Source organism: Geofilum rhodophaeum, from assembly GCF_002210225.1.
In the GTDB taxonomy this organism is placed as follows: Bacteria; Bacteroidota; Bacteroidia; order Bacteroidales; family Marinilabiliaceae; genus Geofilum; species Geofilum rhodophaeum.
This window is the reverse complement of record NZ_MWUJ01000036.1, coordinates 1-10,260: the sequence shown is the minus strand read 5'-3', so window position 1 is coordinate 10,260 and position 10,260 is coordinate 1. Positions and strand designations below refer to the sequence as shown.

General features: G+C 32.8%; 14 protein-coding genes. 1 reads left to right on the top strand and 13 read right to left on the bottom strand.

Features of this window, described 5'->3' with window-relative positions; translation table 11 throughout:
• Nucleotides 1-100: 100 nt before the first annotated feature.
• The 6 genes from B4W65_RS16530 to B4W65_RS16505 all read right to left on the bottom strand — a co-directional run bounded on the left by B4W65_RS16530 (nucleotide 101) and on the right by B4W65_RS16505 (nucleotide 5,620).
• Nucleotides 101-1,579, bottom strand: coding sequence for a hypothetical protein (locus B4W65_RS16530; RefSeq protein WP_088656273.1), 1,479 nt, complete (start codon nucleotides 1,577-1,579; stop codon nucleotides 101-103).
• 151 nt (nucleotides 1,580-1,730) lie between these two features.
• Nucleotides 1,731-2,474 (bottom strand): YcxB family protein, encoded by a 744-nt coding sequence (locus B4W65_RS16525; protein WP_088656272.1) that lies wholly within the window; start codon nucleotides 2,472-2,474, stop codon nucleotides 1,731-1,733.
• Nucleotides 2,475-2,718: 244 nt separating this feature from the next.
• Complete coding sequence (locus B4W65_RS16520; protein WP_088656271.1) at nucleotides 2,719-3,978, bottom strand: DUF4153 domain-containing protein; 1,260 nt, start codon at nucleotides 3,976-3,978, stop codon at nucleotides 2,719-2,721.
• 166 nt (nucleotides 3,979-4,144) lie between these two features.
• On the bottom strand, nucleotides 4,145-4,603 hold the full coding sequence (locus B4W65_RS16515; protein ID WP_088656270.1) for a hypothetical protein: 459 nt from the start codon (nucleotides 4,601-4,603) through the stop codon (nucleotides 4,145-4,147).
• Nucleotides 4,604-4,783: 180 nt separating this feature from the next.
• Nucleotides 4,784-5,179 carry a hypothetical protein gene (locus B4W65_RS16510; protein WP_146697823.1) on the bottom strand — a complete coding sequence of 132 codons (396 nt, stop codon included), beginning with the start codon at nucleotides 5,177-5,179 and terminating at the stop codon, nucleotides 4,784-4,786.
• 18 nt (nucleotides 5,180-5,197) lie between these two features.
• Nucleotides 5,198-5,620, bottom strand: a complete 423-nt coding sequence (locus B4W65_RS16505) for a class I SAM-dependent methyltransferase (RefSeq protein WP_088656268.1) — start codon at nucleotides 5,618-5,620, stop codon at nucleotides 5,198-5,200.
• Between B4W65_RS16505 and B4W65_RS17495 the strand changes: the two genes are divergently transcribed.
• Nucleotides 5,619-5,771, top strand: a complete 153-nt coding sequence (locus B4W65_RS17495) for a hypothetical protein (RefSeq protein ID WP_205741317.1) — start codon at nucleotides 5,619-5,621, stop codon at nucleotides 5,769-5,771. The two genes, B4W65_RS16505 and B4W65_RS17495, sit on opposite strands and share 2 nt — an antisense overlap.
• Here B4W65_RS17495 and B4W65_RS16500 read toward each other — a convergent pair.
• From B4W65_RS16500 to B4W65_RS16470, 7 genes are all read right to left on the bottom strand, one after another.
• Nucleotides 5,764-6,369, bottom strand: coding sequence for a hypothetical protein (locus B4W65_RS16500; RefSeq protein ID WP_088656267.1), 606 nt, complete (start codon nucleotides 6,367-6,369; stop codon nucleotides 5,764-5,766). The genes B4W65_RS17495 and B4W65_RS16500 overlap by 8 nt on opposite strands.
• 168 nt (nucleotides 6,370-6,537) lie before the next feature.
• A complete protein-coding gene (locus B4W65_RS16495; protein ID WP_088656266.1) occupies nucleotides 6,538-7,092 on the bottom strand; it encodes a hypothetical protein in 555 nt (184 codons plus the stop codon).
• A gap of 213 nt (nucleotides 7,093-7,305) precedes the next feature.
• Nucleotides 7,306-7,764 carry a hypothetical protein gene (locus tag B4W65_RS16490; RefSeq protein ID WP_146697822.1) on the bottom strand — a complete coding sequence of 153 codons (459 nt, stop codon included), beginning with the start codon at nucleotides 7,762-7,764 and terminating at the stop codon, nucleotides 7,306-7,308.
• Nucleotide 7,765: 1 nt separating this feature from the next.
• The gene (locus B4W65_RS16485; RefSeq protein ID WP_088656264.1) at nucleotides 7,766-8,047 is read right to left on the bottom strand and encodes a hypothetical protein; all 282 of its coding nucleotides are present in this window, start codon (nucleotides 8,045-8,047) and stop codon (nucleotides 7,766-7,768) included.
• The gene (locus B4W65_RS16480) at nucleotides 8,034-8,498 is read right to left on the bottom strand and encodes a hypothetical protein (protein ID WP_088656263.1); all 465 of its coding nucleotides are present in this window, start codon (nucleotides 8,496-8,498) and stop codon (nucleotides 8,034-8,036) included. Before B4W65_RS16480 ends, B4W65_RS16485 begins: the two co-directional genes overlap by 14 nt.
• Before the next feature lie 199 nt (nucleotides 8,499-8,697).
• Nucleotides 8,698-9,384 carry a hypothetical protein gene (locus B4W65_RS16475; protein WP_146697821.1) on the bottom strand — a complete coding sequence of 229 codons (687 nt, stop codon included), beginning with the start codon at nucleotides 9,382-9,384 and terminating at the stop codon, nucleotides 8,698-8,700.
• 170 nt (nucleotides 9,385-9,554) lie between these two features.
• Nucleotides 9,555-9,875 (bottom strand): hypothetical protein, encoded by a 321-nt coding sequence (locus B4W65_RS16470; RefSeq protein ID WP_088656261.1) that lies wholly within the window; start codon nucleotides 9,873-9,875, stop codon nucleotides 9,555-9,557.
• Nucleotides 9,876-10,260 lie beyond the last annotated feature (385 nt).

Here is a 10,260-nt window from a genome sequence, read left to right as displayed (position 1 = left end):
CGGGCTTCAAACTTATCAAACCGTTACAATTTTGAAGCGGGCTGCAACCCTTGAATTTACTACTGTCACGCCTATTTTGTATATATATTGTTGTGTGTAGTTATTCCTTAGTAATTAGTTCTCCCTTTTTATCAAACCGTAAACACGCCCAAGGTAGTTTCATGTCTGTACTGTATTGACTAATCCGCTTATCTATCACTTTAGCATCTTCCATATGGTAAGTCTCTAAATGATAAAGCAACACGGTCTCGTCTGGTAGTAAAAACCAAATTGAACTTGGGTTTCTATCACTTGTAATCTCAAAGAATATGGCTTCTTTTATAAAATTGCTTTCAAATCTATAATAACAACCGCAATAATTTCTCTCAGAAGTCTTGATAGCCTTATCTATGTCGAATGATGGTTTAATATCACTAGTCTCATACCACTTCAAGCTTTCAATATAATCATCCTGCTTTTGCCATTCCGTTGGGTTTTTATTAATCCCATCAATATTGTATTTATTGATTCCACTATTATTAAAATAGTAAATATCAAGTTGTGCACTTGAATCCAGTTTTAAGTAGTCCGTAATGAAAGTAATAGACTGAATACGAGACAAAATGTCTTTATAGTCTTTTTTTATGGAGTCCCTTGAATACAGTGTTTCGCCAGATTTACTAGCTAAAAACTGCATATAAACATTGGGCAACATTTGTTCATTCTTAAGAGTAATTTTTATTGTTTTAGGCTCGTCCCAAATGTATCTTCCTCGACCGTAAACCTCTTCTGATGATATGATTTTAAAATCAGTCGATAAATCCGAAATTTCATTTTCGTATGAATATGCACTCAGCTTATAAAGTTCGCGTACATTGTTGTCTACAACTTGATTTAAAATATATTTGAGCAAATCATGTCCTTTCAATGGCTCTTCAATCTTGATTTTCCGCTTTAATATATCATTCAGTTGTTTATCAATCTTGTAATTATATACAACTCTATCTGACAAGTCTTTATATGGGAAATAATATCCTGAAGTACGTCTGCTTGAAGTGAATATATTTGTTACATTATTTTCTTTATACAGTGAAATAATAAATTCACCTCTATACGTTGGCATACCCATTCCACAAATCCCTACTCTGCGGAATCTTAGAAGTCTAGAAATAGAAAATCTGCGATGTTTACTTTTCGGAGTATAGCTCGATATATAATTGTTTAATTCCTTTCGTAAAACACTGACATCATTTATCTTGTCTAAAATATATTCTTTTTGTTTTTCATTCCAATCAAACTTCTTCTCCCCATCATACAGTTTCAAAATTTCATTAGGATTATTTCGAACAAAAGCAGTATCTATTTCAAACTTTTCGAGTAATTGCTTTTCGTTATCAAATTGTTCTAATTCCGCAAATAACTTTGAAATCGTCCTTTTATTAGTCAAGACAATTGTATCAGAACTATACAATTCTACTGTATCAATAAAAGCTGAATACTCAAATGTATTCTGCACAATCTTTATCTTGTCTGGAAAAGTCTGACTTTTAACAGAAAAGAAAGATATTGTAATTAATAATATGGTTGCTATTGTCTTCATTTTAATTACACACAACGTTTAGTGTATGATTTCGTAAGGGATTGCGGACTTCAAACCTATCAGTTTACCACCCAAAGTTGATGCGGGTGACAATGCTCGAAAATCGCTGAAACCCTTATGAATTATACACATTGTTAGCGCAAGTTAACACTTATAACCTTTTCAATCTCAACGACTTAGTAAACCTCTGAAATTCCTGCAAATCATTTTCCAAAAACATTTTCTTATCAATCAAAGTTGCAATCATTTTTCCATGATAAAACATGAAAAACTTTTTAGTCTCTCGAATTTGGTAAAAATGTGTCCATTTTTGAGTTGAGTCTACAGTCTCCCCTTTAATTTGAATCGAATCATTTGTCAAGATGTAGTTTAATTCTTCCTTAAATATGCTGTTTGTATTATAAAGTCTTTTAATCTGAATGAGTGTAAAAAATGGAGAAAGTAGAAATACTCCGATAATAATAAATATAAAGTAGTTGGAATCTAACTGGTTCATCATATTTTCTCTATTTACTACAAACGTCAGTGAAAAAAGTAGCAATATACCTAGCACAACTATATAAATCGGCTTTTTGAAACTTATTCCTAAAATCAAATTTCTGTAGTCAATATACTCAATTTGCCCAGTCAAGTCTATTTTAAGCTCTCCATCGTAATCTATGGTTTCAACCACTTTTTCCTTTTTAATTTTCTTAATTCCGTTTTTCAATCCAATTATTAAGAGAGAAATAACAATCAAGAATCCGACGGACGATGTCAAAATTTCCTTAATCGACATTTGTACCTCGGAACTCTTATTTAAAACTCCTGGGATTATTGCAATCAAGGCAATTGCAAAAATCAATAATAATATTGAGCAAAAAATAATCAGTATCCAACCTGTTAGTTTTTTCATTTTTTATAATTCAATCTGTTAGTTTACAATGCAGCGGTTTTTTCTAATTTGCGCTNTTATAATTCAATCTGTTAGTTTACAATGCAGCGGTTTTTTCTAATTTGCGCTAACGTTTAGTATATGCAAAGTAGGCGATTGCGGGCTTCAAATCTATCAAACCGAGATGCAGTTGAAGCGGGCTACAACCCTTGAATTTACTACTATTTCGCCTATTTTGTATATACATTGTTAGCATGCGTTATTCCTATTTCAGTCCAAATATAAACGGTAATCCAAATGTTACAAAAATTGTCCAAGCCGTATATATTGGTAAATATTTTGCGATTGTCAATTCTACAGACTTTATCTCATTCCCTTTAAATCCAACTTTATACAAATCAATCATGATCAAGATGAGATTGCCAAAAATCAATAGGTTTGCCCCTAATACAGCAGTCCTGTTTGGAGTAAATCCGAATTCCCCTAGTCTGTATAAAATGGCGGACAATGCTATTAAATCAACTATAAGAGTTACAATCGTTAAAATAAAAAGTGTTAATTCGTTAAATCTCTGTCTTTTATTTACTGATGTCTCTGAAACGGAAAATACGATAATTGCCATTACTCCTAAAAGCATAAGATTAAAAACAATTAAAAAGTCTCGGTCATTATAGGGGTCTTTCCCGGTAATTAAAATACTAATCAGATAGATTATTAAAGTAATTAATACCAATGGACTAAAAATACTAGCAATTATGGGAGCAATCTTATTTGTAACAGTTGGGTAGTTTTTCACGATATATGTTGCAACAATCGGTGAGGATACCAATCCAAGAATTACGATGTATTCAAAATAGAAATTTTCAATTTTTAAATCAATCGCAGAAAATAATCCAAGAGTTACTCCTGTCAATATTCCTCCAGCAATCAGAATTATAGCGGCAAGAATTGCAATGTCGCCATTATATTTTATGTAATCAATCCGCTTAGTTTTATCTTTTGTGTCAAAGTCGATGAAAATCAAACCGTATAAGCACCACAAAAGTAATGGCAAATGAATATATGCTAAATTAATCGAATGGCTATCTCTGTCGGATGGTAAGAGATTTATATAAATTGCTGAAAGTCCAAAGACCAAAGTTGAGACTATCAGATGCTTTGTGTTGATCTTAGTTTTTGTCAGGAATGAATAGGCTGATAACCCCAACAATATTAATAGGCCTACATTTTTTTCGTAGTAGAAATAATCATTTAATTTAATGTCAAAAATCTGTGGTAATTTGACCAAAAATCCAGTTATCAAGCAGGTTACTATCAGGAATAATACGTCAGTCTTGCGTACTTCTATTTTAGTCTCACTTTGGGAATCAAAATATAATCTGGCTTTCCAAAAGTCCGCCATTTTAAAATCAGCAATCTCGTAATAAATTTCAGAGAAAGCTTTTTGAAATCCTTTATTGTCTGAGCGATACAACTTTTCAAGTTGCTCAGGATTTTCAATATTATCTTTAATCTTTGTTTCCATATTTTTATGCAGGGTTCTGTTTTTTAATGCATGCTAACGAGCACATGTATGAAACGTTGGGGATTGCGGGCGACTTCCCTGTCTGCCGTTGCAAAAGCTAATGCGGGGCAGAAAACATCAAATAACCACTTAAACCCCAATGTTTTATACATGATGTTGGGCGTAGTTATTTATTGATTTTTAATTGAATTCTTTTTCCAAGTTCACTTGTCAAGGTCTTTATAAAGTCATCAGACTCCTTAATTTGCCTCGAGAATCTTTCACTATTTTTCAGAATGAAAGTCAATTCTGCAAAACTATGTCCACCAGCTCCTGCCAAAAGAATAATCAACCAATTTGTTTTTTCGGGATAAAAATCCGCACTTAAAATATTACTAAAGTCAAGTCGCTTGATGCTTTTGTAAAATCCAAAGATTCTATGTGATTGAAATTCAATATGGTCAGCTTCAATTATTATTCTATTTTCTGGCAGCCCCAATATTAATATTAATAGCATTGTTCCGAATACAATTGATGCAATTTGATTTTGAGGATATAGAAAGAGAAAATCTATTGCTAATAAAATCACAAAGACAGAACAAACTAACAAATTTCTAATTTTCTGATTTTTAGACTCAACAATCATTTTGTAGGTATTCTAAGTTATCTATAATTACGCCCAACGAGCACATGTATGAAATTGTTGGGGGCTTGCGAGCGTCGTTATTGTCTGCCGTTAAGATATTTGCTACGGGGAATGAATTTACACTGAACACATAAACCCCCAATATTTTATACATGATGTTGGGCACTGTAATTTGTTGACTTATATCTTCTTACAGTTAATCGTTACAAATGGCACACTTAAAGTCAAAACTCCGTCCTTTGCAGATTTAAGATTTAACTCATTTTCAATCAACTCAAATATCTCTACTTGCCTTTCATTCGGCACAATGGTTTTCCAACTGTCAAGAAAGGCAAGTCTTATAAAATAATGATTGAGCATTGTAGTCCCGTCAACAAATTGATATTTAAACTTATCATGATTCACTGAGTCAATTGAGAATCCGTGTGATTTTAGCTGCTCAAGGTATTGGTCAAGTGGCTTCCGCTTTTTATTAATCTGTTTTCTCATTGTTTGAATACAATAATCAAGCTTTAAATCTGTAAGTACATTTTCCATCGACGAATAAAACTCAATCATTGTATCAATAAGGTTCATTGTTTGAATAAACTGTCCTTAAGATTTCATTATTCTGGAGCATTCTGATAATGACTTGTCTAGGTCTGACACATTGTTTAATCCATTATTGCTTACTATTAAATCAATGGAATTATTATCTATAGGAATATTCTCGGCTACCCCACGAATGATTTTAATATTTCTGATACCGTAATAGTCAATTTTCTTTTCTGCCCTGTCAACTCCAGCTTCCCAAGGGTCAATCCCATAGATTATAGAATCTTTACCCAATCGCATAGCAATTTCAGTTAAAGGGAATCCTGCACCAAACCCAATATCTACCGCCTTGATACCCTTTTTATATTTAATTCCTTCGAGTAGTTTTAATCCAAAAGGTGCAGCCCATAGAGGTAATTCGTCATACACTTCAACAAGCCTTTCTGCATTATAATCCCAATCTGTTTTTAAATATTTTGTCATGTTGCAGGATGTTTGTTTTTTTTATGGTGCCCAACGGTTGGCGGTATTGCCAGTGCCGCACTTTACAGAACTGTCAATGCGTGAACAGCCTCTGTGCGGCATTGGCAATGACCGCGTGTTAGCGGGCGTTTTTTTTTCTAATATCATTTAGTCAATTCATTCTTAATAATCCAGAGTGCAATTCCTGTTGTATCTGAATTATTTTTAAATCTTACTAAATCACCTTTGTGCTTTTTGTTATTAGGGTCAGAATTCTTAATAATTGCAAACTTATAAGATTCATTCTCTTGTCTGCTTGGCGAATCGTAATCAAAGAAAATTGTATCTCCTTTTAAATTGTATGTACCTGTAATTTCGGTAATTCCGAAACAAACAGTTCTCTCGTTAAATTTTTTATTTGCTTTAAGTTTCAATGTTGTCAAGCAGTTTGCCGCACCTTCTCTTTGAGCAATCAAAATGCTCTCACTTTCAAACTTCTCGAAGTTTATAAGACCTCCTGGAAAAAAGAATGGAATTGCTAAAGTCAACGCTAAAATTGCAATTACAATTAGTCTTTGTTTATCTATAAGCTTTTCTTTTATCGAAATGTAAATCTGTCTGAGAAGTAATACTGTCAGCACAATAAAAGAAACAATTAACAACAAAGAAGTCACCATGACAAACATTCCAAGCTTTCCTTGCCAGAAATAAGTCGTGTTTATTAAAAGGAAGAATATAATGGTCGCTATTAAAAGTCGTTTATGCTTCATTGTTTTGTCTTTTTAAAATGCCCGCTAACGCCCGGCTGTATGCGGTCGGCCGGGGCATTTCTGCCCGTTACGAAAGTTTCAGGCCAAGCGCGGCTGACTTGGGAGAACGAAACCCACAATATGCTGTGGAGCCCCGGCTGCCGTATACAGCTTTGTTGGTGGCAGTTTTTATTCCCTTAGGATGTCGTTGTCTTTAAGTATAAGTCTTACATGTGAATGCAGAATCATTAATCCAACAAGAAAAAAGCCAAAATGAAATAACATAATAAAATAGTCTATTAAATTTGGATTTCGATTTTTAGTCAGTGATATATAATCATCTGAAATTTTGTAAAACAAATAAGTAATCAAAAATATTCCTGATACTCCTATTAAAATATTCAAAGTCACACCAAAGATGGGTTCTATGGACTCAAAATATGGCAAAGTAATTATCATTCTCAATGAATAAATTGAAAAAAGAACAATGAATAGAATGTTGCTCTTTTTCCTATTACTTGAATGTCCAGTCTTTATATTGACCAAATTAAGACTAAGACCTATCGTATTAATCCACAATAAATGGAATCCAACGAATCCGCCAAAAAACAACATGGCATTAAAATTTGCACCCTCTGGTCCAATCAAGTTTGCGAGCAACCAAACAATTAAAAACAACATTGGAATCAATCCAATTGTCATAAATAAGAATGCTCTTGGCTTAAAATTAATCAACTTAATCATACTGCAGTATTTCAGTTTCTGTCATTTTGGAAGATTTGAAATCATTCTTTAGTATTTTTTAATAAATCCTATCTTATTCAGGCTAGTCTCTCGTTGGCAGACTTCCTAAATTGCCACCAACGGTGAGTGTATGAGTAGTGCCGAATTTCGAAGCACTTTCGTATCAATATATGATGAAATTTGATACGAGAGCAATGGTTTAAATTAACCACTTCACTCGGCATTACTTATACATATTGTTGGGCTGTCGTACTTCTTTATTAGCCTATAGTCATACTGATTCTTTGAAGTCTTTTTATAGTGTACTAAATACTTAATTACTATTAGACTATCTTGATAAAAATTCAGGATAAAATCAGATTCATTTTCTGAATAACCTTTTATCATATGTGGTAGAACACTCATAGTCATATAGATGCTTTTTAAAGTATCAACTGGTAATCTTAAATCAACAGAGTATTTAGCAGAATCATTTTTTAATGTGTCTATTTTCATTATAGTACTCACTCCCCAATCATTTTGCTTTTTACTTTCCTTATGTTCATTTAAGCTTTCATCATTTACAGATACACGTTCTATCCGTCTTCCTAATCTGTACAATTTAGCAGCATCATTTACATTATCACAACTTGTAAAAACAATAAATATGTATATGAAAATTAGTTTTCTCATTTTACTTCCATTCATATGATGCTGACCTTACAATGTTAGCAACTGCTTTCTCACTAAATTCTGTAATCTTTCTTAATCGAGTATGAGTTATTTTACAACCCAGTGTCAAATCAGAATAATTCCAATTTTCAAATTCTAGAGCAATTTTCATTATCGAATCAAAGTATTCTATTTCCTTATCATTAAGGGTGGTCTTTACAAAATCAACAAATGCCCAAGGTTTCCCCCAATCATTATATTTTCTTATCACTCTATCAATATTTGATAAATCAAACTTTTCCATAAGGTAACAATCCACCATTATTTTGAATCATATTTATCGAGTTTTTCATCTGTGTAAGGGTGTCAAGCTGATTATTTGCTATGCAGTCTTCCTTTACTTTATCCAAAAAAAGTGAAATATCTGGAAGCAATGTATCAAAAATATCCAAATCGGGTATTCGATTTTCGTTTCGTAGGTAATAAAAAACATATAGATGATAAAGTAAGTTTTCACTCTTTTCAATCACGGGAATATCAGTAGAGTAAATCAACTCCTGCAACATCGTTTTAAGATGTTCCTGTATATCAGTATTGGATTCGTTCAATAAAGGCAAAATACTATTTAACCAAGAACCTAAAATCCAATGTCCTCCGTATTCCCTATCAGGTAGAAAATAATTCCCTTTACCAATTGAGAAATCTACTAATTCCTGATTATCTATCGCTTTAATAAAATCATTCTGTTGTTTCATTCATCATCAATTCTCAAAATTAAGCTCATATAGTTTAATCTCTGCCTGTATGCAGCCCAACGGTTGACAATATGGCCTGAAAGGGATTGCGGGCGATTTCCTATCAAGTTACACGAAAAATTGAAGCGGGTTACAACCCTTCGCATACCAAAAAAACCCTTTTTGGCTATATTGTGTGTTGGCGGTATGTGCATTATTTTCAAATCCATATGTTACTAATTCTATATCCAATACCAATCATAAATGCATGATAATTACCACTTGTCTCAAAATGAGAATAATTTACACTATTTGAATCCTGTAAATCAACATTGAGAATTCTCTTTGTTGATAAATTATAATCATACATAAAAGTAAGTTTCCACGATTTAGTCTTTGAAAAAATCCATTCAAGTCCAAGTCCAAAATCAAACGTGAAATAAGTTTTGGGCAAATTTGTATTTACCTTAATCGAATAATCTTCTGTTGTAAATCTATCATCAATACCACTAAAGGTATGTGCTATAGATAAATTAGTCCCAAATCTTTGTAAAAAAGATATGTTGCCAATAATTCTTTGATTTGTAATTATCCTTAGAGGAATTGTCAAATAATTCGATGCTGCCCCAACATAAAAAGTATCCGGTATATAACCAGTTACTCCAGTCTCAATATATCTGTCCTGAACACCAGTCTCAATGCTTAAAAAGTCATTTATTTGTTGTTCATAAGTAAATGAGATTGAAGAAGCTCTGGAATCTGAATACTTAAAATTGTCAGTATTTGAATCAAATTGAACTTGGTCAATAGTTAATCCCAAATCATATTTTAAAAATCCGTGCTTTTGTCCAAAGCAGAATAATCCATTTATTAAAATCATCAGGACTGTTAAAAATGTTCTTATCATAGTGAGGTGTCTTTTTTTTGCATTACCGCCAACGCCCGGCTGTATGCGGTCGGCCGGGGCATTTCTACCAATTACGAAAGTTTCTGGCCAAGAGCGACATACTGGGGAGAGCGAAACCCGCAATATGTTGTGGAGCCCCGGCTGCCGTATACAGCTTTGTTGGCAACCGTTTATTTTTTATACCCCATATTTCTTCTTCGCTGCAATTCTTCCATTTCTTCAATTTCTCTTTCAATAATTAAGAGATCTTTAAATACTTTCCTTTTATTTTTCACACGATAAACACCTATTACAAAGAAGCCAAAACCAAGAATTAAGATGAAAGAGCCATTCATTACAACTGGTTGCTGTGTTTTCAAGTTTGCCCCAATACCTGGCATGAATAATAGAAATCGAATAGACCCAATCATAAACAAAAAGAATCCACCTATTAAGTACAGCCATGATTCCCTGATGAATTTTTTATACTTTATTTTAGTTTTTTTATTCATACATTATGTGAAATCTATTAATTAAATACTTCACCCCGCAAGCTTTTCTCATATACTTAATCCTTACAGGTTTCATTTAACTTAAAACTTTCATTGTGATTTCGTCTTTATTGTCTTTAATTATTAGTGCTATATTTTCTTTATTTGCCACCCTTACAAATTGAGGTGTTTATTATGAATAGGTCTCTAGTCCGTATGCTACCCGCAGCCACCAAAAGAAATACTATTAATATGCTATATATACGTTCAGCAAGTTAGTCAGTAAAATATTTCTCAGATTGATGAGCTCTGTTGTCTTTATTTAAATGGTTGCCAACGTGTGGCAATATAGTGCGTAGCGTTTTCTCTGTTAGTGAGTAGCCTTTCCACATAGGGCCACTGCCCC

What these genes read in the sequence shown, in the direction of transcription:
- B4W65_RS16530 (WP_088656273.1), bottom strand. Translation starts at nt 1,579, where the DNA reads ATGAAGACAATAGCAACCATATTATTAATTACAATATCTTTCTTTTCT.
- B4W65_RS16525 (WP_088656272.1), bottom strand. Translation starts at nt 2,474, where the DNA reads ATGAAAAAACTAACAGGTTGGATACTGATTATTTTTTGCTCAATATTA.
- B4W65_RS16520 (WP_088656271.1), bottom strand. Translation starts at nt 3,978, where the DNA reads ATGGAAACAAAGATTAAAGATAATATTGAAAATCCTGAGCAACTTGAA.
- B4W65_RS16515 (WP_088656270.1), bottom strand. Translation starts at nt 4,603, where the DNA reads ATGATTGTTGAGTCTAAAAATCAGAAAATTAGAAATTTGTTAGTTTGT.
- B4W65_RS16510 (WP_146697823.1), bottom strand. Translation starts at nt 5,179, where the DNA reads ATGAACCTTATTGATACAATGATTGAGTTTTATTCGTCGATGGAAAAT.
- B4W65_RS17495 (WP_205741317.1), top strand. Translation starts at nt 5,619, where the DNA reads ATGTTGCAGGATGTTTGTTTTTTTTATGGTGCCCAACGGTTGGCGGTA.
- B4W65_RS16505 (WP_088656268.1), bottom strand. Translation starts at nt 5,620, where the DNA reads ATGACAAAATATTTAAAAACAGATTGGGATTATAATGCAGAAAGGCTT.
- B4W65_RS16500 (WP_088656267.1), bottom strand. Translation starts at nt 6,369, where the DNA reads ATGAAGCATAAACGACTTTTAATAGCGACCATTATATTCTTCCTTTTA.
- B4W65_RS16495 (WP_088656266.1), bottom strand. Translation starts at nt 7,092, where the DNA reads ATGATTAAGTTGATTAATTTTAAGCCAAGAGCATTCTTATTTATGACA.
- B4W65_RS16490 (WP_146697822.1), bottom strand. Translation starts at nt 7,764, where the DNA reads ATGAGAAAACTAATTTTCATATACATATTTATTGTTTTTACAAGTTGT.
- B4W65_RS16485 (WP_088656264.1), bottom strand. Translation starts at nt 8,047, where the DNA reads ATGGAAAAGTTTGATTTATCAAATATTGATAGAGTGATAAGAAAATAT.
- B4W65_RS16480 (WP_088656263.1), bottom strand. Translation starts at nt 8,498, where the DNA reads ATGAAACAACAGAATGATTTTATTAAAGCGATAGATAATCAGGAATTA.
- B4W65_RS16475 (WP_146697821.1), bottom strand. Translation starts at nt 9,384, where the DNA reads ATGATAAGAACATTTTTAACAGTCCTGATGATTTTAATAAATGGATTA.
- B4W65_RS16470 (WP_088656261.1), bottom strand. Translation starts at nt 9,875, where the DNA reads ATGAATAAAAAAACTAAAATAAAGTATAAAAAATTCATCAGGGAATCA.